22 protein-coding genes and 2 tRNA genes are annotated in these 25,833 nt (G+C 68.7%); 12 read left to right on the top strand and 12 right to left on the bottom strand.

The window, feature by feature from the left end; genetic code table 11:
• Positions 1-81 precede the first annotated feature (81 nt).
• Positions 82-558: a hypothetical protein gene (locus tag J4H85_RS03230; protein ID WP_307863360.1), complete on the top strand. Its 477-nt coding sequence runs from the start codon at positions 82-84 to the stop codon at positions 556-558.
• 86 nt (positions 559-644) lie between these two features.
• Positions 645-729, top strand: a tRNA-Ser gene (locus tag J4H85_RS03225).
• Between the two features lie 67 nt (positions 730-796).
• On the opposite strand, the gene J4H85_RS03220 is transcribed toward J4H85_RS03225, so the two are convergent.
• A complete protein-coding gene (locus J4H85_RS03220) occupies positions 797-3,283 on the bottom strand; it encodes an ATP-dependent DNA ligase (protein WP_307863359.1) in 2,487 nt (828 codons plus the stop codon).
• Between the two features lie 77 nt (positions 3,284-3,360).
• On the opposite strand from J4H85_RS03220, the gene ku reads away from it, so the two are divergent.
• Positions 3,361-4,377, top strand: a complete 1,017-nt coding sequence (gene ku / locus J4H85_RS03215; protein WP_208236810.1) for a non-homologous end joining protein Ku — start codon at positions 3,361-3,363, stop codon at positions 4,375-4,377.
• A 43-nt stretch (positions 4,378-4,420) separates the two neighbouring features.
• Positions 4,421-5,005 (top strand): helix-turn-helix domain-containing protein, encoded by a 585-nt coding sequence (locus J4H85_RS03210; RefSeq protein ID WP_208236808.1) that lies wholly within the window; start codon positions 4,421-4,423, stop codon positions 5,003-5,005.
• Between the two features lie 114 nt (positions 5,006-5,119).
• Here the strand turns inward: J4H85_RS03210 and J4H85_RS03205 are convergent, their stop codons facing one another.
• Positions 5,120-6,601, bottom strand: coding sequence for a dicarboxylate/amino acid:cation symporter (locus tag J4H85_RS03205; RefSeq protein ID WP_208236806.1), 1,482 nt, complete (start codon positions 6,599-6,601; stop codon positions 5,120-5,122).
• Positions 6,602-6,884: 283 nt separating this feature from the next.
• On the opposite strand from J4H85_RS03205, the gene J4H85_RS03200 reads away from it, so the two are divergent.
• Positions 6,885-7,517 carry a CHAP domain-containing protein gene (locus tag J4H85_RS03200; protein ID WP_208236804.1) on the top strand — a complete coding sequence of 211 codons (633 nt, stop codon included), beginning with the start codon at positions 6,885-6,887 and terminating at the stop codon, positions 7,515-7,517.
• Between the two features lie 66 nt (positions 7,518-7,583).
• On the opposite strand, the gene J4H85_RS03195 is transcribed toward J4H85_RS03200, so the two are convergent.
• From J4H85_RS03195 to J4H85_RS03185, 3 genes are read right to left on the bottom strand one after another with little or no spacing between them, the layout of a single operon-like run.
• Entirely contained in the window at positions 7,584-8,723 is a 1,140-nt protein-coding gene (locus J4H85_RS03195) for a glycosyltransferase family 4 protein (protein ID WP_208237335.1), read from the bottom strand.
• A gap of 2 nt (positions 8,724-8,725) precedes the next feature.
• Positions 8,726-9,913: a glycosyltransferase gene (locus J4H85_RS03190; protein WP_208236802.1), complete on the bottom strand. Its 1,188-nt coding sequence runs from the start codon at positions 9,911-9,913 to the stop codon at positions 8,726-8,728.
• Between the two features lie 42 nt (positions 9,914-9,955).
• Entirely contained in the window at positions 9,956-11,212 is a 1,257-nt protein-coding gene (locus tag J4H85_RS03185) for an MFS transporter (RefSeq protein WP_208236800.1), read from the bottom strand.
• 211 nt (positions 11,213-11,423) lie between these two features.
• On the opposite strand from J4H85_RS03185, the gene J4H85_RS03180 reads away from it, so the two are divergent.
• Both J4H85_RS03180 and curA read left to right on the top strand, forming a co-directional pair.
• The gene (locus J4H85_RS03180) at positions 11,424-11,735 is read left to right on the top strand and encodes a helix-turn-helix domain-containing protein (protein WP_208236798.1); all 312 of its coding nucleotides are present in this window, start codon (positions 11,424-11,426) and stop codon (positions 11,733-11,735) included.
• A gap of 415 nt (positions 11,736-12,150) precedes the next feature.
• A complete protein-coding gene (gene curA, locus J4H85_RS03175; RefSeq protein ID WP_208236796.1) occupies positions 12,151-13,170 on the top strand; it encodes an NADPH-dependent curcumin/dihydrocurcumin reductase in 1,020 nt (339 codons plus the stop codon).
• A 35-nt stretch (positions 13,171-13,205) separates the two neighbouring features.
• Here curA and J4H85_RS03170 read toward each other — a convergent pair whose 3' ends face one another.
• The 5 genes from J4H85_RS03170 to dnaK are packed head-to-tail and all read right to left on the bottom strand — an operon-like array spanning position 13,206 to position 18,274.
• Positions 13,206-14,354: a class I SAM-dependent methyltransferase gene (locus J4H85_RS03170; RefSeq protein ID WP_208236794.1), complete on the bottom strand. Its 1,149-nt coding sequence runs from the start codon at positions 14,352-14,354 to the stop codon at positions 13,206-13,208.
• On the bottom strand, positions 14,344-14,784 hold the full coding sequence (locus J4H85_RS03165) for a heat shock protein transcriptional repressor HspR (RefSeq protein ID WP_208237334.1): 441 nt from the start codon (positions 14,782-14,784) through the stop codon (positions 14,344-14,346). Before J4H85_RS03165 ends, J4H85_RS03170 begins: the two co-directional genes overlap by 11 nt.
• 58 nt (positions 14,785-14,842) lie before the next feature.
• A complete protein-coding gene (locus J4H85_RS03160) occupies positions 14,843-15,808 on the bottom strand; it encodes a DnaJ C-terminal domain-containing protein (protein WP_208236792.1) in 966 nt (321 codons plus the stop codon).
• A complete protein-coding gene (locus tag J4H85_RS03155; RefSeq protein ID WP_208236790.1) occupies positions 15,801-16,424 on the bottom strand; it encodes a nucleotide exchange factor GrpE in 624 nt (207 codons plus the stop codon). Before J4H85_RS03155 ends, J4H85_RS03160 begins: the two co-directional genes overlap by 8 nt.
• Before the next feature lie 2 nt (positions 16,425-16,426).
• Complete coding sequence (dnaK, locus tag J4H85_RS03150; protein WP_208236788.1) at positions 16,427-18,274, bottom strand: molecular chaperone DnaK; 1,848 nt, start codon at positions 18,272-18,274, stop codon at positions 16,427-16,429.
• Positions 18,275-18,481: 207 nt separating this feature from the next.
• On the opposite strand from dnaK, the gene J4H85_RS03145 reads away from it, so the two are divergent.
• Positions 18,482-19,762, top strand: coding sequence for an ATP-dependent DNA helicase (locus J4H85_RS03145; RefSeq protein ID WP_208236786.1), 1,281 nt, complete (start codon positions 18,482-18,484; stop codon positions 19,760-19,762).
• 48 nt (positions 19,763-19,810) lie between these two features.
• On the opposite strand, the gene J4H85_RS14235 is transcribed toward J4H85_RS03145, so the two are convergent.
• Positions 19,811-20,884, bottom strand: coding sequence for a biliverdin-producing heme oxygenase (locus J4H85_RS14235; protein WP_307863357.1), 1,074 nt, complete (start codon positions 20,882-20,884; stop codon positions 19,811-19,813).
• Positions 20,885-20,986: 102 nt separating this feature from the next.
• Between J4H85_RS14235 and J4H85_RS03135 the strand changes: the two genes are divergently transcribed.
• The 3 genes from J4H85_RS03135 (at position 20,987) to J4H85_RS03125 (ending at position 23,175) form a co-directional block, all read left to right on the top strand.
• Entirely contained in the window at positions 20,987-22,255 is a 1,269-nt protein-coding gene (locus J4H85_RS03135; protein WP_208236784.1) for a serine hydrolase, read from the top strand.
• Between the two features lie 2 nt (positions 22,256-22,257).
• Positions 22,258-23,034: an SDR family NAD(P)-dependent oxidoreductase gene (locus tag J4H85_RS03130; protein WP_208236782.1), complete on the top strand. Its 777-nt coding sequence runs from the start codon at positions 22,258-22,260 to the stop codon at positions 23,032-23,034.
• 67 nt (positions 23,035-23,101) lie between these two features.
• Positions 23,102-23,175: transfer RNA gene (locus J4H85_RS03125), tRNA-Gly, on the top strand.
• 72 nt (positions 23,176-23,247) lie between these two features.
• Here the strand turns inward: J4H85_RS03125 and J4H85_RS03120 are convergent.
• Positions 23,248-24,954, bottom strand: a complete 1,707-nt coding sequence (locus tag J4H85_RS03120) for an amidohydrolase (RefSeq protein ID WP_208236780.1) — start codon at positions 24,952-24,954, stop codon at positions 23,248-23,250.
• Between J4H85_RS03120 and J4H85_RS03115 the strand changes: the two genes are divergently transcribed.
• Positions 24,953-25,807: an alpha/beta fold hydrolase gene (locus tag J4H85_RS03115; RefSeq protein ID WP_208236778.1), complete on the top strand. Its 855-nt coding sequence runs from the start codon at positions 24,953-24,955 to the stop codon at positions 25,805-25,807. The two genes, J4H85_RS03120 and J4H85_RS03115, sit on opposite strands and share 2 nt — an antisense overlap.
• The last annotated feature ends 26 nt before the right edge of the window (positions 25,808-25,833 follow it).

Here is a 25,833-nt window from a genome sequence, read left to right as displayed (position 1 = left end):
TTTTCGCGACGCCGCGCGAATTCTGGTTGGCTAGAGAATGTCCCCCCAAGCCGCCGCCCCCACCGCAGAGGAATCCGTCCCGTGAAACCCCCACTGGTCACCCTGATCGGCATCGTTCTCGCGCTCTGGATGACCCTCGGACGCTGGCTCTTCGGCATCGGCGGACCGCTCACCTACTGGTATGTGCCGACCATCGGCGTCGGGTACGTCTGGCTGCAGTGGTGGACCGCGCGACGCATGACGCTCGCGCACCGAAAAGGGCGCCGCACCCGCCCGCGCGTGTTCGTCACGCTGATCCTTTCGTGGGCGAACGCGATCGCATTTGGTCTCACCGTTCCCGATCTGTCGACGCAGGGACTCGTGTCGCTCGCCGGCCTCTGGGGCGGCCCCGTCTGGAACGAGATGTCGATCGCCCTCTGCAATCCGTTCGGGATCCTCGCCTTCGCCCTCACGATCGCCTCCGTCGCGTTCGCCGCGGTCGACGGACGCGAGCCGCGCCCCAGTGAGGACGACATCGACGACGCGCGCCGCAGCATGGTGGAGCACCCGCTCGCCTGACCGCGGGGCGGTCGCACTGTATGCGGTGTGCGCTGCGCCGCGCAACAGGCTAGGATGGATGGCGCTGGCTTTTTCGAGCCGGCTCAGGAGCATTCGCCTAGCGGCCTATGGCGCACGCCTGGAACGCGTGTTGGGTTCACGCCCTCGTGGGTTCAAATCCCACATGCTCCGCCCAGTGTCCCGAGCGGCAGCAACGTCCACCGACGTGCTGCGGCTCGGGACTTTTTCGTGCACAGGATCACCCTTCGGGTGCGCGGACATCGTCGACGGACTGATCTGTGCGCCATCCGCGCCACACCGGCTGTCGGAAGCGTCCCTCATCGGTGAACTCGCGGAACGACACGTCTCCGACGAGCTTCGGAGTCACCCACCGCGCATCGCGTCGGTCGGCCGGCGGCACCGAGTCGACCGGCGGAGTCTGCCGCTCGACGCGTGCCAGCCGATCCCGAATTCGCCGGCGCTCAGCATTCGAGAACCCGGTGCCCACACGACCCGCGTAGGTGAGACCTGATTCGCCTGGCACGGCGAGCAGCAGGGAGGCGATGCCGTCAGGATCCGATTCGCTGACACGCCACCCGACGACGATGACCTCGGTCGCCGTGCCGTGCGGGAACTTCAGCCAATCGCTGGTGCGCGTGCCGGGCCGGTAGACGCTCGTGAGCCGCTTCGCCATCACCCCCTCGCACCCCAGCTCACGACTGGTGCGTTCGGCAGCCGCGGCGTCGCCTTCGAACGCCGGCGGAGCGAAGATCGGCACTCCGGCAACCTCGTCCACGACCTCCTCGAGCAGTTCTCGGCGGTCCCGGTAGGGCAGGGCGGTCGCGTCCTGGCCGTTGAGACCGAGCACATCGAACGCCGCGAACCAGACGGGGATGGAGCGCCGGAGTTCGCGGATCTCCCGGTCCGAGGTCACATTCATGCGCCGCTGCAGTCGTGAGAAGCTCGCCGCTCCTCGCGCATCGAATGCGACGATCTCACCGTCGAGCACCACCCCATCAGCGCCGAGCGCGGCGCCGAGCGATGCCAGCTCAGGGTACGTCTCGGTGACATCCTGACCGTTCCGACTCGTCACGCGCACGCCGTCCCCGGTCACGGCGATGACGGCGCGCATGCCGTCCCACTTCATCTCGAACGCCCAGTCGTTCGGCTCGAGCGCCGACAGCTCGCCCGATCGCCCCCGCGTCGCGAGCATCGGCGCGACGGCGTGCGACGTCTTCGAGCTCGTGGTTCGCCCGCCGCTGCTCTCCGACGTGCGCGGAGCCGTGCGTCGGGATGCACGGCTGTCGCCGCGCCGCGACGCACCCGGAGACGGGTCGCTGCCCTGATCCTGCATCAGGTGGATCATCCACTGCGGTTTCTTCGGATCATTCCGCGTGCGGAAGAGCGCGTACCGTCGACGTCCTCCGAGACCGCCATCATCGGCACCCGTCAGCGTGACGATGACCTCATCGTCGCGCCACTTCTCGATCGCAGCCGAGCCCGTGTCCCAGATCTCGACGGTACCTGCGCCGTACTCGCCCTTCGGGATCGTGCCCGAGAAGAACCGGTAGTCCATCGGGTGGTCCTCCGTGGGCACCGCGAGGCGGTTCTGCCGCGAGTCGGTGGGCACCCCTTTCGGCAGCGCCCAACTCACGAGCACCCCGTCGTGCTCGACGCGGAAGTCGTAGTGCAGGCGACTCGCGTCGTGCTTCTGGATCACGAACACCGGACCGGTGTCCGACTCCGCCGACACTCCCGACCCCGCCGACGCCACGGCATCCGGGATGGGCTCGCTCGTCTTGCGACGATCCCGCTTGGATCGATAGATCTCGAGGCGATCCCGCGAGACGTCACCCCCGTCCGCTCGCCCGGTCGCCTCCGCGACCGTCGCCATCGGGTCGCCGCGTCGCGCGATCCGCTCGAGCACCTCCGAGTATTCGAGTTGGCGCAGGTGCCGCGATCCCAACTCTCGCCAGGTGCGCGGCGCGGCAACTGTGGGCCTGGCACGGCCGCGCAGCGAGTACGGGGCGATCGTCGTCTTGCTCGCGTTGTTCTGACTCCAGTCGATGAGGACACGCCCCTCGCGTTTCGAGCGTTTCATGGAACTGACGATCTCGTTCGGATGGTCGGCCTCGAGTGCGCGTGCGAGCTCACGGGCGACCCGCGAGACGTCATCGGAACTCTGCGCCCCGTCGAGGGCGGCGTAGACGTGGATCCCCTTGCTGCCGCTCGTCACCGGCACGGCTACGAGACCCATGTCGTCGAGAATGTCGCGCACGAGCCTCGCGACGTCGGCGCACTCGATGAGGGAGACGCCCGGACCCGGGTCCAGGTCGAGCACGATCCGATCCGGGTGCCGCGGCTCATCGCCGCGGCCGAACCTCCACTGCGGCACGTGCACCTCGAGCGCGGCCAGCTGCCCCAGCCACACGAGGCTCGGAAGATCGTTGACGAGCGGGTAGCGGTTCGCGTGGTCGCTGTGCTGAATCGTGCGCAACTCGAGCCAGTCGGGCGCACCGTCGCCGATGTCCTTCTGGAAGAACATCTGCCCCTCCACGCCATCGGGCCAACGCTTGCGCGTGGCCGCGCGATCCCGGCAGTGAGGCAGCATCGCGGGCGCGGCCGCCTGCAGGTACTCCAGTACGTCGCGCTTCGTCGTGCCGGTCTCGGGGTAGAGCACCTTCTCGAGGTTCGACACCCGCACCCGACGACCCTCCACCGTCACGATCTGCTGTTTCGACGCCACGCCCCCATCGTCGCCGCGCGACGCTCGCGGACGCAAGGGGGTGGCGGGGGATGTGCGCCTCGCGTTCTACTGGTCGCATGAGAGCCATCTGGAACGGTGCGGTGACGTTCGGACTCGTGAACGTACCCGTGAAGCTGTACAGCGCGACCGAAGATCACGATGTGAGCCTGCATCAGGTGCACGACGAAGACGGCGGTCGGATCCACTACGAGCGGCGCTGCGACGTGTGCGAGCGCGTCATCCCGTTCGACCACATCGAGAAAGCGTACGTCGAAGACGACGAGACGGTCGTGCTGACCCGGGACGAGCTCGATGCGCTTCCGCAGGAGCGCAGCAAGGAGATCGAGGTCGTGGAGTTCGTGCCGAGCGATCAGATCGACCCGATTTTGTTCGACCGCACCTACTACCTCGCGCCGGCGGGCAAGTCCACAAAAGCGTACGTGCTGCTGCGGCGCACGCTCGAGAAGACCGACCGCACCGCCATCGTGCAGTTCGCGCTGCGGCAGCGCACCCGCCTCGCCGCCCTGCGCATTCGCGACGATGTGCTGACCGTGCAAACCCTGCTCTGGGCCGACGAGGTGCGCGAACCGTCGTTCTCGGCACTCGAGGAGTCGGTGCGCATCTCCGCCAAAGAGTTGGAGCTCTCCGCCGCACTGGTGAAGAGCTACTCCTCGGATTTCGCGCCCGAGCAGTACCGCGACGAGTATCAGCAGGAGCTCAGAACGCTCATCGACGCGAAACTCGATGAGGGCGACGCGCTCGACACGGATGCGACGTTCGGGGAGACCGACGAGGACGACGGCGGCGAGGTCATCGACCTCATGGAGGCGCTGCGGGCGAGTGTCAAGAAGTCTCGTGCATCGCGATCCGGATCGGGGTCGTCGGGGTCGAAGGCGACGTCGGGATCGAAGTCAGGATCCGATGGGCAGAAATCGAAGTCCGCGGCTCAGGGGTCGAAGTCCATGAAGTCGTCGAAGGCGTCGAAGGCGTCGAAGGCTGCGAAGTCCGCGAAGTCGACGCAGTCCGCCACATCGTCGAAGTCCGCGAAGTCGTCCGGTTCGGGCGGGACGCGTTCGACCCGCCGCGCCTCCTGAGCTGCGCCCCGGCGCTCACCGCCCGGTGCACTATGCTGCACCCATGGCATCGGAGACCGAAGCGCTCGCCCGCGCCATCGGTGCACGAGTGAAGCAGCAGCGCAACGCCCGCCGGTGGACCCTTGATCGGCTCGCTGCGGCCGCGGCCGTGAGTCGGCGCATGCTCGTGAACGTCGAGCAGGGCACCGTGAACCCGAGTGTGGGCACGCTGCTCAGATTGAGCGACGCCCTCGGCGTCGGACTTCCGGAGCTGGTGGAGCCGCCGGCACCCCGATCGATCCGGGTCACTCGTTTCGGTGACGGACCGCAGCTCTGGTCGGGTGCGCACGGGGGACACGGATCCCTCGTCGCCAACGTTCCCACACCGGACACCCTCGAGCTCTGGGACTGGACGCTCATGCCCGGAGAGGCGCACGAGAGCGACCCGCACGCGCGCGGCACTCGTGAACTCCTCCAGGTGATCGAGGGGACGCTCGTCGTGGAGTGCGACGGCGAGTGCTCGACGCTCGGCTCGGGCGACGCGCTCGCGTTTCCGGGAGACGAGCCGCACGCCTACCGGAATACGTCCACCGCGGCGGTCCGCTTCGCGCTCACGGTGTTCGAGCCGCTCGCCCGCTCGGACGACTGAGCCGGATCAGCGGGGCGCCCGGGTGCCAGACGCCCGACCGCACACCCTCCCTCGCGGGAACGGGTGTGCGGTCGGGCGTGCAGTGCGCGTCGGCGTCCGACCGGCCTCCGGTGCTTATGAGCGGGTGCCGGTGCCGATCGTTGTGGCGTCCGCGGCAGTGGGCGAACCGGATCCCTCGACGCTCCCGTCGCTCACGGTCTCGGCGTCCGAGGGAGCCTCCGCGACCGCATCCTCGTAGCTGAACGCCTGACCCTTGCGCGGAGCGTCGTAGAGGTCCAGGTCGAGGATCCCCTCGCGCTTTGCGACGATGGTCGGCACGAGCGCCTGGCCCGCGACATTGACCGCCGTGCGCCCCATGTCGATGATCGGGTCGATGGCGAGCAGCAGACCGACGCCCTCGAGCGGCAGGCCGACGGTGGAGAGCGTGAGCGTGAGCATCACGGTCGCACCGGTCGTGCCGGCGGTCGCTGCCGAACCGACGACCGCGACGAGCGCGATGAGCAGGTACTGGAAGACCGTCAGCTCGATGCCGAAGAACTGGGCGACGAAGATCGCGGCGACGGCCGGGTACACCGCGGCGCAGCCGTCCATCTTGGTGGTCGCGCCGAACGGTACGGCGAACGACGAGTAGCCGCGGGGCACGCCGAGGTTGCGCTCCGTCACGCTCTGGGTCAGCGGAAGCGTACCGATCGACGAGCGGCTCACGAAGCCGAGCTGCACGGCCGGCCAGACGCCCGAGAAGTACTGCTTGATCGACAGTCCGTGCGTCTTGATCAGGATCGGGTAGACCACGAAGAGCACCAGCGCGAGGCCGAGGTAGAGAACCGCGACGAACCGCGTCAACGACCCCATGGTGGCCCAGCCGTAGGAGGCGACCGCGTTGCCGATGAGGCCGAGCGTACCGATCGGCGCGAGGCGGATGATCCACCACAGCACCTTCTGGATCACGGCGAGCACCGATTCGGTGATGCGAATGAAGGGCTCCGCCTTCTCACCCACCTTCAGCGCGGCGATGCCGACCACTGCCGAGATCACGATGACCTGCAGCACGTTGAAGCTGGGGCTCGCCGAGACGTCGCCGTCGACGACCTGCGTACCGACCTCGAGGCCGAGGAAGTTGCCGGGAACGAGGCCGATCAGGAAGTCCCACCAGCCGCCGACGCTCGAGGGGTCGCCGGTCTGCAGATCGGAAGACCCGGATGTGCCGGCACCCGGGCGCAGCACCGTGCCGAGCACGAGACCGATGGAGACGGCGATCAGTGCGGTGATAGCGAACCAGAGCAGCGTCTGTCCGGCGAGACGCGCGGCGTTCGTGACCTTGCGCAGGCCGACGATGCTCGACACGATCGCGGTGAAGATCAGGGGAACGACGGCGGCGCGCAGCAGACTCACGTAGCTGGAGCCGATCACCTGCAGTGTGGCGTGGAGACCGTTCGGGTTATCGGGATCACTGCCCATCCACAGCACGATCGCGCCGAGCGCGATACCCAGGACCAGAGCGATCAGGATCTGCCACCCGAACGAGGTCATCCACTTCGGCAGGACTCTCCGCTTCTCGTCGGGGTTCTGCGAAGCAGGCGTCTCAGTTGCTGTCATTCTTCCGTCATTCCTCTCAGGCACAAGCGTTCAGAATAGCACTGACATTCACCAACGTGATGCCAGCCATAACTATTCCGAGTCGCCTTCGGTGAAATCCGACACGCCGATGAGATCCGCTCGTAGACTCGGTCGACCATCGTTTTTTCCCGCCCGGGTTGCAAGGTAACGGATCAGTAACGCATACTGAATTGGTTCGTTATCAGTTCGAGATGCGTTGAAATCATGTTCGCCGCTCGTTCACGATTTCGTGAGTTTTGTCCCCGATCCAGGAGAAGCCCGAGTGCAGATCCCCGCGAAGACCTTTATTGTGGCGCTGATTTCCGGCGTAACGTTCGCCCTCACCGCCACCCCGGCGCACGCAACCGCACCGGTAGAGGACTTCTCAGCACCCGCAGCAGTGGCTCCGCTCGCGAATATCTCGCAGACGCTCGATACGAGCGACGCGGACAGCGTCGAGGTGCTCGACGCCATGCTCCAGACGAGCAGCGCCGGTTCGACGCCGGCGGGCTTCGATGTGGAGTCCGCGATCGCCGCAGCCGAAGAAGAAGTCGGCACGAGCCGCCCGACCGGGTGGAGCCAGCCGGGCGAGTGCATCATGTCGGCGCAGCGCTGGATCAAGGCCGGCGGTGGAGCCTGGAACGGCAGTGGCAACCCCGTGTCGAACTACGAGGGTGCGACCCGCCTCTCCGTCGAAGACGCGCAGCCGGGCGACATCATCCAGTACGAACACCTCGCCTCCCCGACCTCGTGGGTCACCGGTGTCCACACGCTGATGATCACCGGTGTCAACGATGACGGCACGTTCGAGATCATCGAGTCGAACAACCCGGGCGGATCCGGACTCGTCAGCAAGGATGACAACTGGACCCCCAAGCCCCCCGAGGGCTTCCAGGCCGTCGCCTGGCGCTTCTGAGCTGCACACCCTTGCGGCCCTGAGCCCGTGAGGCCCTGAATCCGTGCGCCCTGAACCAGCGCAGAATCACGCCGCGCCGAACTCCTCGCCCCGCGCCGTGCGCAGCAGCTGCTGAGCGGTGCGCTCCCAGGAGAAGCGCCGCGAGTGCTCCAGCCCCGCAGCGATCGTCCGCGCCCGCGTGACGGGATCCTCGAGCTGGGTCACCGCGCTCGCGAAGGCGCTCGGGTCGGTGGCCGGAACGTAGAGCGCCCCCTCGCCCGCGACCTCGCGGAAGATCTCCGAGTCGCTGACGACCGCGGGGACCCCGAACGCGAGTGCTTCGGCGATCGGCAGGCCGTATCCCTCGTCGAGGCTGAGCGTCGCCAGCAGCGCGCGATCGTCGAGCAACGCCGCGTAGGCCTCGTCGCTCACGCCGCGGTGGAAGACCACCGCGCCGCCCGTTGCGTCGCGCACCTGCTCGAGCTCCCGCTCCCGCTGCGGTGAGATGCGACTCAACAGGTGCAGCGTGTGCTCCGGCAGGTGCCGCATCGCGCGCACGAGCGTCTCGACGTTCTTGTAGGGCATGAACGAGCCCATGTAGACGATGTTGCGGGGCGCCGCATCCACGCGCTCGCGCGCCGCTCGGTCGTCGCCGCGATCCGCCTCGCTGCTCGCGGGCAGCAGTTCGGCCAGCCGCTGCGGCGCGTTCGCGAGCACCACGACGGGGCGCCGCGTCAGGCGCACACGCGCGAACTCGCGCGCGCTCGTCTCACTGACCGTCGCGACGACGTCGGCGCGGTTCAGCACGAGACGCTGCGGCACGTAGCTCCAGTGGAACACCCGCCACCCGAGGCGCACGGCCCACCCGAGATCGCGCGGCGGGGTCCGGTGCCGGTAGTAGATGGTGTCGTGCAGCGTCAGGATCAGGCGGAAGCGCTTGCCGAGCGATCCGATCGTCTGCATCGGCGAGAAGACCGCATCGGGCCGATACCGATTCAGGATCAGCGCCGTGAACGGCTCCTTCACCGACGTCGGCGCATGAATGGTGAGCGTGCGCGCACCCGCCGGCAGCAGTCCGCGCTGCGCCTCGTCGTGGATGACGAACGCGAGCTCGACCCCCGCAGCCGGGGCGGCTGCAGCGACCGCTCGCGCGAGCTCGGCGGAGAACCGGCTGATGCCGTCGTGGAAGTCGGTGCGGATGTACCGGGCGTCGAAGATGAGGCGCACGGTCACTCCGGCAGGGGTTCGTCGCGGTACAGCGCCTCGAAGGTGTCGAGCGTGCGGGTGATGTCGTGCACCGCGGCTCCGTCGAGCGACGCGCGCTGCATCCGCTGCCACTCCTCATGGGGAGCGGTGAGTACGTCGGTGATCCGGGCGGCGAGCTGCTGATCGTTATCGGGCTCGAAGAGGTAGCCGTTCTCGCCGTGCTGCACCAGGTGCGGGAGCGCGACCGCGTCTGCCGCGATGATGGGCAGGCCCGACGCCATCGCCTCGAGCGTGGCGATGGACTGCAGCTCCGCGATGGAGGAGATGACGAACACGGAGGCGCGACGGTACGTCTCGACGAGCTGCGCGTCATCGATGCGGCCGAGGAAGGTGACGCGATCCTGCAGACCCAGGCCCTCGGTGAGCTGCTCGAGATGCTTGAGCTGATCACCGCCGCCCACGATGTCGAAGTGCACGTCGAGTGTCGGGGCGAGACGCTTGATCGCGCGCAGTGTCACATCGACGCGCTTCTCGCTGGTGAGGCGGCCGACGAACAGGATGCGGTGCTCGGCGCGCGGGGCCGGATCGGGGCGGTAGTGCGACCGGTCGATACCGCAACTGATCGGGATCACACCCCGGATACCGCTCGTCCCCTCCAGGAAGTCGGCGGCCCGACGGGTCGGGGTCGTGACGGCGCGCGCCATGCCGAGCGTGTGCGTGACGTCCGCCCAGAGCCCCTTCATCACGAGCTTGTCCATGAGAGGCGGCATCACGGTGAAGTCGAGGATGTTCTCGGCCATCACGTGGTTCGTCGCGATCATCGGGATCCCCCGCTTGCGCGCGACTCGCGAGAGTCCGCGACCGATCACGAAGTGCGACTGGATGTGGATCACGTCGGGCCGCACCGCATCGACGACCTTGCGGGCGTAGTGCTTCGCCCGCCACGGCCAGACGAAGCGCAACCAGTCGTGCGGAGGCCAGCGCACCGACGGGGGTCGGTGCAGCATCACGGGCTGTCCTTCGATGGTCTCCACCGCGGCCGGCGTGCGCCGATACCGTCGGCCAGGTGCCATCACGTGCACCTCGTGGCCGCGCTCGACCAGGCCGGCGGCCAGTCGCTCGGCGAATCGAGCGGCACCGTTGACGTCGGGAGAGTACGTGTCGCACCCGATCAGGATGCGCAGCGGTCGGTGGGAGTCACTCGAAGTCACGGCGTGTGCGGGTCCTTTGTGTCGGGAACAGGCACTTCCAGCTTATGACGATGGTTTCGGGAAAGCCTGCACGGCCGGCGGGTTCCGCGGGAGCCAGCGCCAGAAGCCCGCCGCTCCGCCGAGCGCGAGCACGCCCGCGATCACGCACGCCGCGGGCAGCGACAGTGCCGCGACCGCCGACACCGCGACCGGCGTGAGCGCCCCACCGGTATCGACGAGGGTGCGCCACGCGGCGAGGAAGGACGCGGGGTGATCCATCGGTGCAAGGTCGGCGCCGACGGTCATGATGATCCCGCTCGACATCCCGTTCGCCAGACCGAGACCCGCGGCGCAGCCCACGAACCAGGCGAACGCGCTCGGAACGTCATGCGTGCAGGCGAGGGTGATGAACGCCGCGGACATCGCGACGAGCGAGGGCACGGCGGCCCAGAGCCGGCTGAACCGGTCCATCACCTGTCCGCTCACATAGAACAGGGCGAAATCGATCGCAGCCGAGACGCCGACGACCAGGGCGATCTGCGTCGCATCGGCACCGATCGAGACACCCCACAGCGGCAGAAGCACGTCCCGGGCCGTGCGGGCTCCCGAGAGGAGCGCCGCTGACACCCCGACCGTGGCCAGGGTGCTCCGGTACGCGCTCGCGGTGCGCCACACGCCCGGGCGCGGCGCGAGACGATCGGCCCCGCTTGCGGCACCGCCAGGCTCGGTCTCGCTGCGCTGCAGCACCCGCTCGGGATCGGGCCCGAACCCGATCAGCGCACCCGCGAGCGCGAGCGCGATCGCGAAGGCCCAGGCCGCGCTCCGCGGGTCTCCCGTGAGCGCGATCATGCCGGCTGCCACGAACGGGCCGGTGAAGGCGCCGAGGCGGAACGTGCCGCCGAGCAACGAGAGCGCCCGCGCCCGGAACGGAACCGGCACCCGCGTCGTCATGAACGCGTGCCGCGCGAGGTTGTATGTTGCGGTGCTCACGCCGATGCCGAACACGCAGACCGCGAGCAGCACCAGGTTCGCGCCCAGCGCGACCCCGACGGCGCCGGCGAGCGCCACGACGGAGGCCAACAACATGCCGATGCGCTCCCCGGCGCGGGCAACGATCCAACTCGCCGGGAGGTTGCCGACGAGTTGACCGACGACCAGCAGAGACGCGATCACTCCCGACTGACCGAGGTCCGCACCGAGCGACGTCGCCACGACCGGCACCATCGGCACCACGCACCCCTTCCCGAGGCCGAACAGCGCCGACGGCCCGTAGATCATGGGGGCGAGCCGCAGCAGCAGCCGTCGTGAAGAGTCAGTCATGGCGCCTTTCACTCTACGCTCAGGCTCGGCATGCAGACGTCGCGCGCCTTCTGGGGCCCGGAATCGGCGACCCGCGATTCGCGTCTGCTCGGATCCGCTCCCGATCCCGATCCCGATCCCGATCCCGATCCCGAGAATAAAAGCATAAGGTTTTGGAACTTTATGCGCGCGGCGCCTGGCGCTCGAGGACCCCTGCCTGCACGCTAGAGTCGTGCCCCGAATTCACTCTGAAGCCGCTCGCCTCATCGGGCAGCGCATCCGCCGCGCGAGACAGGACCTCGGCATCTCCCTCGAGAACCTGGGCGAACTTGCCGAGGTGAACTGGACGAGCGTTGGCAAGATCGAACGCGGCGTTTCCAGTCCGACCACGGAAACCCTCATTCGGATCGCTACGGCCCTCGAAGTCGACGCCGGTGACTTTCTGCACGGCATCACCGCGGACGCCTACAACGCGCGCCACCATCAGCTCACCGCAAGGGAGTTCATCGAGGCGCGCACCCATGCCGGTCGCCGCGGACTCTGAATAGGTGCGGTGCGACGGGTACGCGCCCGCGTCCCCATTCCGGCGCCACGTCGCCCCATATGGCGCCACCTCGCCCCGCCCCGCCACGCCCCCGCCACGCCCCGCCCCGCCACGCCCCGCCGAGATTGCAGTTGTTCACGCTTCGGGTCCCGTGAAGAGTGAGTAAGTGCACTCTCGGCGCAGATGTGGTGGACGGGCGCCCGCACTTCTCCCGCCACCGCACGTCGAGATTGCAGTTTCTCTGGCTTCGATACCCCCGAAAGGAGAGAACGTGCAATCTCGGTGGGCACAACAGGCGCGGGCGCGACAGGCGCGGGCGCGCACCCGCGACGGTGCGAGTGCCCGGCGGGCATCAAGGGCGGGCCTCTAGGGTGGGCGGAGCACCTGCGATCATCCGCGAACGGAAGGAGCACGAATGTCGCACACCAGTCAGCAATGGCGACTCCGGTCCCGCCCCCACGGCACGCCGAAGCGCGAGGATTTCCAGTGGGACGAACAGCCGGCGCGTGCCCCGGATGACGGTGAGGTTCTGTTGCGCACGCGGTACCTGTCGCTCGACCCGTACATGCGGGGGCGCATGTCGGATGCCGAATCGTATGCCGAGCCGGTCGAGCTCGGCGAGGTGATGGTGGGGGCGACGGTGTCCGAGGTGGTGGAGTCGCGGTCGCCCGATTTCGAGCCGGGGCAGACCGTGCTGGGGTACGGCGGTTGGCAGAGCTTCAGCACTGAACCGGCGCGTTCGCTTCGCGCCCTCGATCCCGACGTGGCGCCGGTCACCACCGCCCTGGGGGTGCTCGGCATGCCGGGGTTCACGGCGTACGCGGGTCTGCGGGCGATCGGAGCCCCGCAGGCGGGCGAAACGGTGGCGGTCGCGGCGGCGACCGGTCCGGTCGGCAGCGCAGTGGGCCAGATCGCGAAGCTCATGGGCTGCCGCACCGTCGGCATCGCGGGTGGCTCCGAGAAGGTGGCGTATCTGGAGCAGCTCGGGTTCGACGCCGCCCTCGATCACCGTTCAGGGGACCTGTCGGAGCAGCTGCGACAGGCAGCGCCCGAGGGTATCGACGTGTACTTCGAGAACGTCGGCGGACCCGTGCTCGAGGCGATCCTGCCCCATCTCAACACGTTCGCGCGCGTGCCCGTCTGCGGTCTGGCCGCGACGTACAACGCGACCGAGCCTCCGGCCGGCCCCGACCGGGCGCCCGCCCTCGTGGGACTGATCCTGCGCAAGTCGCTGACCCTCCGCGGCTTCATTCAGACGGAGTTCGTGCCGACCATGTTCGAGCAGTTCCTCACCGACATGAGCGACTGGGTGCGCGACGGGAAGATCCAGTACCGCGAAGACATCACCGTCGGCCTCGACCAGGCGCCCGAGGTGTTCGCGCGCATGCTCGATGGCGGCAACTTCGGCAAGACGATCGTGGAGGTCGCGGGCTAGACCGCGTCGTTCTCGCCGGCGGGCGGGCCGCGACCTCAGCGGGTCGTGCGCGCGCGCGCCGCGAGCACGATGAATGTGCGGGTGCGCGCCACCTGGTCGACCGGGCCGATGACCCGTTCGACGAGGGGACGGTAGGCGAGGTGCGCGTTGTGCACGAGTCGCAGCTCTCCCCCTGGCGCGAGCGCGCGGGCGCACGAGCGAATCAGGCGGCGCGCGACCTCGGCGTGCACCGTCGCGCCCGAGTGGAAGGGCGGGTTGAGCAGGATCAGGTCCGCCCAGCCGTCGGGAACGGCCTCCGTCGCGTCCGCGCGACAGACGCGCACCCGACTCGACACGCCTGCCGCCTCGGCGGTGAGGCGCGTCGCGGCGACGGCGGCCGCCGATTGGTCGGTGGCGATGATTTCGGCGTTGGGATTCGCACGGGCCGCAGCGGTCGCGATCACGCCGTTGCCACACCCCAGGTCGACGATGCGGTCCGCTGCGGCGATGGCATCGGTGGTGCCGTGAGCGGCGAGCAGCAGTCGGGTGCCGTGGTCGAGGGTGGCTCCCCCGAACGTGGCACCGAACGCGGCGACCCGGAAGTCCAGATCGGGATCGTCGCCCCAAACCGGGAAGCGCGCTGCGACGGCGCGCGGCCCGGTCGCGTGCAGCACTCGTGACTTGCGCCGCGCGAGTCCGGCGGTCACGTGCGCGAAGGATCGCCCGAGCACCTCGTTCATGGCGAGTGTCATGTGCTTGACGCGCCCGCCGGCGAACACCTGCACGCCAGGATCGGCTTCGGCGGCGATCGCGCGTGCGATCTCGTCGAGCGCGTCGAGGCTCCGCGGAAGTTGCAGCAGCACGACTCGGGCACCCGCGAGCAGCGAACGATCGAGCGGCAGCGACGTGAACCCCTCGATCCCCGCGCGTTCCGCGTTGGCGGCGAGCGCGCGCTCGCCGAGCAACGGGTCCTGGAAGACGCGCACGCGCGACGCTCCGAGCACGGCCCGGGCGCCGAGGGTCAGTGCGCCGTGACGATCACCGATGACGACGAGTTCATCCTCCCCGAGTGCGGCGATGGCGTCTGCGGCGGTCTCCAGCAGCAGGCGGTCGGTAGCGTCGAACGCTTCCAGTTCCACCGCGTCGAAGTCGGGGTGGCGCGAGAGCGCCCCGAAGACCTCGTCGAGGCTGCGGTCACCCGCCACGGTGCTCGCCGCCGTCGCCGCGGCCGAGGGGCCGCCAGACGACCACGTCGGCGTTGCGTCGCACGCGGGTGCCGCGCTTCAACGTCACGACCTCGCCGGCGGCTCCCGCGGCGAACACGCGCCGATCCGGTCGGTTCAGCATCTCGGTGGAGAGCGCGCGCTCGAGCTCTCGGACGCGCGCATCGAGTGCTCGCACGCGGTCTTCGAGCTCGAGCACGCGCCGGATGCCTTCGAGGCTCAGCCCTTCGGCCGAGAGCCTCGAGACCTCGCGGAGGCGCTCGACGTCGTGGAGGGAGTAGCGACGCGTGTTGCCACTCGTGCGCTGCGGGGAGACCAGGCCGATGCGGTCGTACTGCCGCAGCGTCTGCGGGTGCATTTCGGCGAGGTCGGCGGCAGCCGCGATCGCGAAGACCGGCGTGAACCGGTCCATCTGCGGTCCTCGTACCATCGCTCTCCCTCCTCTCTGACGGTGCTACCGGAGCCCGCGGTCAGTTCCTGGCTCGCGCCATCAGGTCGTCCCTCGGGTTCTCCTTCGGTTCGACCTCCCTGAACGCCTCGAGCGCTGCGCGCGCGTCGTCGCTCAGGTGCGTCGGAACGACGACCTGGACCTCTGCGAGCAGGTCGCCCACCCGCTTCGGCGTCTGGACGCCGCGCCCCTTGACGCGCAGCACGCGTCCGCTCGGCGTGCCTGGCTGCACCTTCAGCTTGACGGTTCCGCCGCCGAGCAGCGGGACCTCCACCGTCGCTCCGAGTGTGGCTTCGGTGAAGGTCACGGGCAGGGTCACCCGCAGGTTGTCCCCGTCGCGCTCGAACACCGGGTGCTTGCGCACGTGCACCGTCAGGATGATGTCGCCCTGCGGTCCGCCGTTCGGGCTGGGTTCGCCTTTGCCGCGCACCTTGATGCGCTTCCCGTCGCTCACCCCGGCAGGGATCTTCACCTTCACGTTGCCGGACGGCGTCTGGAGCGTGATGGTGTTGCCCTGCACCGCGGTCTCGAAGTCGAGCGTCGTCGACGCCTGAATATCGCGACCGGCCTGCGGACCCCTCGGGGCGCCTCCGCCGCCGAACATCCCGAAGATGTCCTCGAAGCCCGTGGCGCCGCCCTGCTGGTAGGTGAACTGCTGGCCGCCGCGCCCCGCGCCGCCGCCGAACATGCCGCCGAAGACGTCGTCGAAGCCTTGACCGCCGCCGCCGCCCGCCGAGAAGCGCGCGCCGCCGGCTCCCATGGCCCGGATCTGGTCGTACTCCTCGCGCTGCTCGGGATCGGAGAGCACGGAGAACGCTTCGCTGATCTCCTTGAACCTCGATTCGGCAGCCGTATCCCCGGGATTCGAGTCGGGGTGGTACTTCCGCGCGAGCTTGCGGTAACTCTTCTTGATCTCCGCCTCGGAGGCGTCTTTCGACACCTCGAGGGTGCGGTAGAAGTCTTTCTCCAACCAGTCCTGACTAGCCATCTGCCCCCACCGCCACCGCTACCTTGGCGGGGCGCAGCTCGACATCGCCGATGCGGTAACCCCGCTCCACCACATCGAGCACGGTGTCACGCTCGGTGCCGGGCGTGGGCACCTGGGCGATGGCTTCGTGCTGCGCCGGGTCGAACGGCTCTCCGGCCTCGCCGAAGCTTTCGACGCCGAGGCGCTGCAGTGCCGTGCGGATCTTCTGAGCGATCGTCGCGAACGCGGTGCCCTCGACGAGGTCGCCGTGCTTCTCGGCGCGGTCCAGGTCGTCGAGCACGCCCAGCATCGGCATGACCGCGGAGGCGGTCGCCCGGAACTTGTCGCGTTCGGCGTTGGCCTCGGTGCGCTTGCGGTAGTTCGCGTACTCGGCGCTCAAGCGGCGCAGATCCTCGAGGTGCGGGTTGTCGGCGTCCGCCGCTGCCGCATCCCCCGTCTGCTCCGCATCGAGAATGTCGTCGACCGTCAGGCCCTCGCCCTCGGATGCGTCGACGTGCGCCGTGCCCTCCGTCTGGTCCCCCTGCGGCTCGGGGCCGGAGTCTGCCGACTCCGGCCCCGAGTGCGGAGCACCGTTCTCGGGGAAGTCTTCACCCGAGTCCTTGTGCTCGTTCGTCATGGTTACTTCTTCTCCTCGTCATCGTCGACCACTTCGGCGTCCACCACGTCGTCGTCTTCAGACTGCTCCGCTGCGGGCTCGCCCTCGGGGGCGTCCTGCTGCGCGGACTGGTAGATCGCCTCGCCGAGCTTGCCCTGGCTCTCGCCCAGCTTGTCGGCTGCGGTCTTCACGGCGTCGTCGTCATCACCGGCGAGCGCCTGCTTCAGCGCGTCGAGGTCGTTCTGCACCTCGGACTTCACGTCCTCGGGCAGCTTGTCCTCGTTCTCGCTGATGAGCTTCTCGACGGAGTAGGCGAGCTGCTCGGCGTTGTTGCGCTGCTCGGCGCCCTCGCGGCGCTTCTTGTCCTCGGCCGCGTGCTCTTCGGCGTCCTTGACCATGCGCTCGATGTCCTCGTCGGACAGGCTCGAGCCGCCCGAGATGGTGATGGTCTGCTCCTTGCCGGTGCCCTTGTCCTTGGCGCCGACCTGGACGATGCCGTTCGCGTCGATGTCGAAGGTGACCTCGATCTGCGGGATGCCCCGCGGCGCCGGCGCGATGCCCGTGAGCTCGAAGGTGCCGAGGTTCTTGTTGTCGCGGGTGAACTCGCGCTCGCCCTGGAAGACCTGGATCGCGACCGAGGGCTGGTTGTCCTCGGCGGTGGTGAAGGTCTCGCTGCGCTTGGTGGGGATCGCGGTGTTGCGCTCGATGAGCTTCGTCATGATGCCGCCCTTGGTCTCGATGCCCAGGGAGAGCGGGGTGACGTCGATCAGGAGCACATCCTTGCGCTCGCCCTTCAGCACGCCGGCCTGCAGCGCAGCGCCCACGGCGACGACCTCATCGGGGTTCACACCCTTGTTGGGCTCGCGTCCTCCGGTGAGCTTCGTGACGAGCTCGGCGACCGCGGGCATGCGGGTCGAACCGCCCACGAGGACGACGTGCGCGATGTCGTTGACGCTGACGCCCGCCTCCTTGATCACGTCTTCGAACGGCTTGCGCGTCCGCTCGAGCAGGTCCTTCGTGAGGTCCTCGAACTTCGCGCGGCTGATCGTCTCATCGAGGTTCGCCGGACCGTTCTCGGTGAGCGAGAGGTAGGGCAGCTGGATGTGCGCGCTCGTCGAGGTCGAGAGCTCCTTCTTCGCCTGCTCAGCGGCTTCCTTGAGGCGCTGCAGGGCGATCTTGTCCTTCGCCACGTCGACGCCGGTCGAGCTCTTGAACTGCTGCACGAGCCAGTCGACGACGCGCTGGTCCCAGTCGTCGCCGCCGAGGCGGTTGTCGCCCGCGGTGGAGCGGACCTGGATCGTCGAGAAGTCCTCGTCCTTGCCCACCTCGAGGAGGGAGACGTCGAAGGTGCCACCACCCAGGTCGAAGACCAGGATCAGCTCGTCTTCCTTGCCCTTGTCGAGTCCGTACGCCAACGCGGCGGCCGTCGGCTCGTTGATGATGCGGAGCACGTTGAGGCCTGAGATCTCGCCGGCTTCCTTCGTCGCCTGGCGTTCGGCGTCGTTGAAGTAGGCGGGGACGGTGATGACGGCGTCCGTCACCTTGTCGCCCAGGTAGGTCTCGGCGTCACGCTTCAGCTTCTGCAGAATGCGTGCGCTGATCTCTTGCGCCGTGTACTTCTTGCCGTCGAGCTCGGTCGTCCAGTCGGTGCCCATGTGGCGCTTGACCGACGAGATCGTGCGATCGACGTTGGTGACGGCCTGGCGCTTCGCGGTCTCGCCGACGAGCACCTCCCCGTCCTTGGTGAACGCGACGATCGACGGGGTCGTGCGGAGCCCCTCGGCGTTCGCGATGACGGTGGGCTCTCCACCTTCGAGGACCGAGACCACCGAGTTGGTGGTTCCGAGGTCGATGCCGACTGCACGTGACATGTGTTCTCCTTGCTCTCTGCGTATTGCGACGGGGTGGTCGCTCGGCGACGCCCCTGGCGTGTCAGCCCTGCCTCGGCCGATGTAGCCGAGTTGAGCCTGATGCACTCAAGTTTACTCCGCGGATATGCTCCGTCAAGTCGAGGGATTGAAAGTTGAGTCAAACTCACTCAACTCTCAGCTGGAAGGCATGGACGCTAACATGGGCGCGTGCCCAGACCCGAACTCAGCCCCGAGCAGCTCGCCGTCTACGAGCGCATCGAGCACACGCGGGAGCACCTGTTCATCACCGGTCGCGCCGGCACCGGCAAGTCGACGATCCTGAACCACCTTTCGTGGAACACGAGCAAGATCATCGCGGTCTGCGCCCCGACCGGCGTCGCGGCGCTCAACGTCGGGGGCCAGACCATCCACTCGCTGCTGCGTCTGCCGACCGGGGTCATCGCCGACCACGACCTCGACCAGCCGAGCGAACTCAAGAAGATGCTCGCGGCGATCGACACCCTCGTCATCGACGAGATATCGATGGTCTCCGCCGACCTCATGGACGCGATCGATCGTGCGCTCAGGCAGGCGAGGGGCAAGAAGCACGACCCGTTCGGCGGGGCGCAGATCATCATGTTCGGCGATCCGTATCAGCTGCCCCCGGTACCGCCGCGCGACCCGCACGAGCGCGCGTTCTTCGCCGACACCTACCGGTCGCTGTGGTTCTTCGACGCCAGGGTCTGGAGTCAGGTGCCGCTCACGGTGGTCGAGCTCACCGAAGTGCACCGCCAGCGCGACGATCGCTTCAAGCAGATCCTCGGAGCGGTCCGGTTCGGCGAGGTCACCGCCGACATGGCCGAGGAGCTGAACTCGGCGGGAGCCCGAACGCCCCCCGAAGACGTGCTCACCCTCGCGACGACGAATGCGACGGTCAACCGCATCAATCAGCAGCGACTCGCGGGGATCGGCGGGTCCTCGCTCCGCGCCGTCGCCGACATCACGGGCGAGTTCCGCGAGAACATGTACCCGGCCGACGAGGTCCTCGAACTGAAGCCGGGCGCTCAGGTCATGTTCCTCAGGAATGACTCGGACGGACGGTGGGTGAACGGCACGATCGGCACGGTGTCGCGGATCAAGGACACCGTCTGGGTCGAGGTCGGCGACGAGGAGTTCGAGGTCGAACCGACGGTGTGGGAGCGGTATCGCTACCGCTACGACTCCGACACGAAGAAGCTCGAGAAAGAGGTCGTGGCCGAGTTCGAGCAGTTCCCGCTGCGGCTCGCCTGGGCGGTCACGATCCACAAATCGCAGGGGCACACCTACGACGCCGCCACCGTGGACCTCGGACCCCGCGCGTTCAGCGCCGGCCAGACCTATGTCGCCCTCAGTCGGGTGCGCACCCTGGACGGACTGTTCCTGCAGCGCCCGCTGCAGCCGCGCGATGTCATCGTCGACCCCAACGTGACGCGCTTCATGCAGTCGCGGTTGGCGTCGCTCGGCGCGTAGGGGCGCGCTGCGTCCGATCCCGGCTGCCCGCCCGGCGATCGCGGAGCGTCAGGCGCGCTCGGCCGCCCGCGCGAGGTCGACGAACGCCTCGGTGTTGAACCGATACGCGTCGCGCACCTCGGCGATCATGCGATCCCGCTCCTCCGCGGTGAGCCGGTCTCCGAGCTGATCGAGGGCACGGCGGTAGCGCTCCTTGAACTCGGTGAGCTCGCCCAGCAGGGGGAACGCGTAGAACTCGACGCCGGGCCCCGCGAACCCGTGCTGCTTGGCGACGCGGCGGGCGATGTACTGACCGCCCGACAGGTCGCCGAGGTAGCGGGTGTAATGGTGCGCCACGTAGCCGGGGAACCACCCGGCGTCCGCGACCTCGCGAATCCGGTCGGCGTAGCGGGCGACCGCCGGGAGCGCGAAGATACGGTCGCGCCAGTCCTCTCCGATGAGGTGCCGCAGATCGGCCTCGACCGCTTCCATACGGGCGAGGCCCACCGGGTGGATCACGGCGAGCGCAGGCTCATCCGCGAAGTTCCCGGCCGCCGACTCGATCGCCTCGTACATGAAGTAGTGCTGAGCGACGAGCGCGACATAGTCGTCGAGCGACCCCTCGCCGCGCATGATGCGTTCCATGAAGCCCGCACCCTCGCTGTCGGAGTGATCCGCCCACGTGCTCTCGCGCAACAGCCGGGAGAACGGGGGAATCTCGTCGGGCGCGCCGGACGCAGCGGTGGCGTCGGGTCCCGTAGCGTCGGCGGATCCCGCAGCGGCGGCTCCGGACGCAGTGGACATCGCAGCAGCGGGCACCGCGGCCGACGCCGGCGTCGCCCCGTGCTCGTCTCGCGGTTCGACGCCGAGCTTCGCGCAGGCATCCTGGTACAGCCGCACGACCTCGGTGCGAATCTGGGGGCGCTGCGTGATGCGTCCGCTCGGCCAGGCGACGCGGAGCTCGCGAGCACCGGTCTCATCACTGATGCGCCAGACACCGGCGGATTCTTCGACACCGATCATCTCGCTGCCCACCGCCTCGGGAGCGCCGAACGCTCGAGCGATCAACAGGTTGTCCTCCGGGTGGTCGCCGTTCATGTGGCCCGTCACACCCGCGACAATGGTCGGGTCAAAACTCTTCACGGCTCCACTGTAGTGTCGCGCGGGCCCGCGCGGGGCGAAAATTTTCACCTGTGACGCAGTAGACTCACGGGAGTCCATACCCTGTTGACGATTGGCGGTTCAGTGATCCCTCGGCTCGGACGACGCGCGCGCCTCGGAGCGATCGGCGCGATCGCCATCACGGGACTCGCCCTGACAGGGTGCACCGGCGGTGACGGAGGCGGCGGTTCGACCGACGTCGCGACGGTCAGTGACGGATTCTCGGGCAGCGTCGACGACGCGATCGCCACGGCGATGGAGCTCAGCCGGTCCGACAGCGCCATCGTGGGCGTGTGGACTCCGGAGAGCGGCGAGTACGTGCGCGCGTACGGCGATGAGGAGCTCGACTCCAGCGCACGGTTCCGCGCCGCGCAGACCTCGCAGCCGATGATGTGCGCGCTCCTGCTCTCGCACGTCGCCGATGGCAACGTCGCGCTCGAGGAGCAGGTGGCCGACGATCTCACCCGCCAGGTCGGCATCGGCGAGACGACGTATGAACAGCTCTGCAAGCAGACGTCCGGCCTCGCCGACTTCAAGGGCGCGTTCCGCAACATCAACGTCGACAACCCGACTCGCCCCTGGACCGACCGCGAGCTCCTCGCCCAGTCGCTCGTGAACTCCCCGCTGTCATGGCCGGGACTCGACATCCACCGCTCCGATGCCAACGCGTTGCTGCTCGGCCGGGCGCTCAATGTCGGGCAGCACGAGAGCGTCGCCAACATGATGCGCGACCGCGTCTTCGAGCCGGCGAGCATGGGCGCCAGCTACGTCCCGGCGAACAATGAGCTCGAGGTGCGCGGCGACGCGCTGATCGGCAAGTCCTACCCGCTGTCGGGCAGCGATCCGGTCTGCGACGTCGACCCGGTCGATATGACGCAGGTCTCGCCCACCATCTTCGGCACCGCGTCGTCGACGGTCACGACCGTCACCGACATGAAGAACTTCTACGACCAGTACTTCGGTGGAGCTTTCGGCACCGAAGAGACCACGCCGCTGCTCACCGATGCCGTGCCGACGGAAAACCCCGAGCGCGACGAGAACGGTGAGCCCGTCGGCGACGAGCCCGAGGCCAGCCCCACGCAGGAGCGCTGGAGCTTCGGCGTCGAGAACGTCGGCCCCCTGTACGGCATGGCGGGCGCGGTTCCCGGCACGATCAGCGCGGCGTACCAGGACCCCGAGACCGGCTACACCGTGGTCGTCGCTCTGAACAACTCGAGCGCGGGCGGAGGCTTCGCCCGGAACCTCGCGTTCCAGCTCGCATCGATCAGTGCCGAGAACGGCGTCGCCATGGAGGTTCCGTGGACGGTCGACGGTCAGGCCGAAGCGCTCAGCGAAGCGGCCGTCTGCCAGTAGACATGGGAACCTCGGCGACGCCGTCGGCGCTCACGCAGCTGTTCGGCCTCGGCGGCAGACGAGCGCTCGTCACCGGAGGCAGTTCGGGGATCGGCCGCGCCATCGCGCTGGCCCTCGGGTCGGCCGGTGCCGACGTCGTCGTCGCTGCACGCACTTCCGGTGCGCTCGATGAGGTCGTCGCGGCGGGTACCGATGCGGGATCCCGTATCGCGGCGCAGCCGGCCGATCTGTCGACCCGGTCCGGGGTCCACGCGCTCGCCGATGCTGTCGGCCCCGTCGACATCCTCGTCAACTCCGCGGGGATCAATCTGCGACCGCCGCTGCCCGAGCTCGACGAGGCGACCTGGGACGCGACGATGGCGGTGAACCTCACAGCGCCCTTCATCCTCGGGCAGCGTCTCGCGCCGGGAATGGCCGAGCGGGGTGCGGGCCGCATCATCCACATCAGCTCGCAGCAGGCGCATCGCCCCTTCGCCGCGAGCGGAGCGTACGGGGTCTCGAAGGCCGGGGTCGAGGCGCTCGCCCGCTCGCAGGCCGAGGCCTGGTCGTCGCGCGGCGTCACCGCCAACGTGCTGATGCCGGGATTCGTGCAGACGCCCCTCAATGCGCGGCTCTCGTCCAACCCCGCGACGGTCGAAGCGCTCGCGGCGCGAACGCTCGTCGGCCGCAACGGGGTGCCCGACGATTTCGCGGGCGCGGCCGTCTTTCTCGCCGGACCCGCCTCGGCGTACATCACGGGCCAGACCCTCGCGGTGGACGGCGGCTTCTCGGTGCACTGAGTTTCGCCGATCGCGGGTTCTGCTAGTGTGGAGACGTCGGCGGCCGCACGCGCCGGCACCCCATCGCGGGGATGTAGTTCAATGGTAGAACTTCAGCTTCCCAAGCTGATAGCGCGGGTTCGATTCCCGTCATCCCCTCCAGCACACGGGCCCTTCCTGATCGTTCAGGAAGGGCCCGTCGTCGTTGCGGGAGCTGCAGCGCATCCGCGTCGGTTACGCCGCGGACTCCTCGCGGTGCACCGGAACTCCATCGATGACGGTCATGAGCACGGGGATGTCGGTGAGACCGTCGCTGTCGCTCGTCACGGGGTCGTCGCCCCAGAGAGCGAGGTCGGCGACCGCGCCGGGTGCGATGACGCCGAGATCGTCTCGCCCGAGCGCTTCAGCCGCCCACCGGGTGTACCCGAGGAGGGTCTCCTCGGCGGTCAGTCGCTGCTCGGGCTCGAAGACGGGGGCATCGAGATCCCCGGGCAGCCGCCGCAGGCGCGACCACGCCATGCCGAGTCTGGCGTCGTTCTGGGCGACCGGCCAATCCGATCCGAGCACCACGTGTCCGCCGCGGTCGATGACGTCGCGCACGCGGAACCCGTGGCTCATGCGGTCCGGACCGAGTCGCACCGCCCACGAGTCCGAGCCGTCGCCTTCGCGCCACTGCATGTGGAGGGGCTGCATCGACGCGATCACCCCACTCTCGACGACGGCGTCGACATCGCCATCGGTCATGGTCTCGAGGTGCTCGATCCGGTGCGGAGCGCCGTTCGCCGCCGGCCCGCCGAGCGAACGGTAGACGTCGACGACCGCGGCGACTCCGGCGTCGCCGCAGGAGTGCGTGGCCACCTGGTAGCCGGCGTCATGATAGGCGCGGACCACCTCGGCGTAGCGGTCCATCGACCCCCAGAAGGGCACCTGCGACTCACCCGACGAGTCGGGCTCGTGCAACCACGCCGTGCCGGTGTCGATGACGCCGTCGATGAAGATCTTGATCATCGAGACGGCGTAGCGATCTCCGCGGCGACCGTACATGCTCTTCAGCGTCTCCACGCGGTCGTCGCCGTCGCCCGGCTGGTGCCACATCGCGATGTGCAGGCGGACGGGCAGACCGTCGAGGTCGCGCTCGATCGTCTCGAGGACGTCGAGTGTCGACTCTCTCCCGTCCATGACCGCCGCGCCGGTGACCCCCGTGGCGGCCATCGCCGAGAGAACGCCCCGGGTGCGCTGAGCGATCGTCGATGCGTCGGCTCCCGGGATGCGGTCGAGGAGCATCATGTACGCCGGAATCTCGCTGAGTTCCCCGGTCGGGGCACCCGAGGCATCGGTGACGACCTCGCTCGCGTCGGCGAAGCGCTCCGATCCGTCGATGCCCGCTGCGGCGAGCGCGGCGGCGTTGCCGACACCCGTGTGCAGGTCGTAGCAGACGAGCGCCAGCGGGCGGCCGTCCACGGCGTCGTCGAAGAGGTCGCCGCGAATGCTTCCGTCGAGTCCTGCGCTGCTGAAGACCTTGTAGTCGAGGTTCCACCCGCGCACCCACTCGTCCGGTCCGCGTCCCTCGGCTTCGGCCGCGAGCGCGCGTCGCGCCTCGGAGATGTCGGTGATACCGCCGAGGTCGACGCCGACGGTCAGCTCGGCACCCCACACGGGGTGGAGGTGGGAGTCGATGAGGCCGGGGGTGAGCGTGGCACCGCGGGCGTCGACGACCTCGAGCGCACCGCTCTCGAGGCTGAGGATCTCGGCGTCACTGCCGAGAGCCGAGATCTTCCCATCGGCGATCGCGACGGCGGTGTGCTCGGAGACACTCGCGTCGGGCGCCATGGTGCGGATGCGCACGTTGTGGATGATGAGGTCCGTCATGATCTCATCGTAGAGCCAGCTCGGCCGGCTCGTGGTGGCCGCGCGCAGACGCGCCAGACAGAATGGGGGCATGAGCGCACACTTCACCTACACCGACGCGCACGGCGTCGAGATCTGGACGCGCGAGTGGGCCGCGCAGGAGCCGATCGGCGTCGTGCAGATCGCGCACGGCGTCGGGGAGCACTCGGGCAGATACGCGGCCTTCGCGGAGCAGCTGCGGGCGGCGGGATTCACGGTGTACGCCGACGATCACCGCGGCCACGGTGAGACGGGGAAGCGGCAGTGGAACGGCGACCTCTCGCGACTCGGGAGGCTGGGGCCGGGTGGGCTCCGCGCGACCGAGGCCGCGATCCGTCAGCTCACGGCACTCGTTCGGGATCGCCACCCCGGCCTGCCGATCGTCATGTTCGCGCACTCGTGGGGTTCACTGATGGCGCAGCGGATCCTGAATCATCACCCCCGCGAGTGGGACGCGCTCGTCCTCTCGGGCACCGCGCATCGCACCCCGCGGGGCATGGAGAGCGGCAAGCTCAATGCACGATGGGCCGCGGAGGACGAGACGGGATTCGCGTGGCTCAGCCGGGATCCCGAGGTCGCACGGTCGTTCGCGGCCGACCCGCTGTGCTTCGAGGCGAACCTGGTGAAGCTGTTCGGCGTCTCCGACGCGCTGCGACTGTTCGGCGTGCCGGCCGCGGGGCTCGCGACCGACGTGCCGATCCGCATCGTCTCGGGCGCCGATGACCCCCTGCATCGCGGCGAGCACCACCTGCAGTCGCTCGCCGACGCCTACCGGGCCCGGGGCGTGCGCGACGTCACGGTGAAGGTGTACCCGGGATCGCGTCACGAGCTGCTCAACGAGCTCGAGCGCGCAGAGGTGACCGCCGACCTCATCACCTGGATGGAGGATCGAATCGGCGAGGACTGAGCGCCGCTGGCGGAGTACGCTGGGGG

Origin of the sequence: Leucobacter tardus (genome assembly GCF_017583045.1) — a bacterium.
Lineage (GTDB): Bacteria > Actinomycetota > Actinomycetes > Actinomycetales > Microbacteriaceae > Leucobacter > Leucobacter tardus.
Note: the sequence above shows the minus strand (reverse complement) of the source record. Positions and strands in the feature narration are given on the sequence as shown.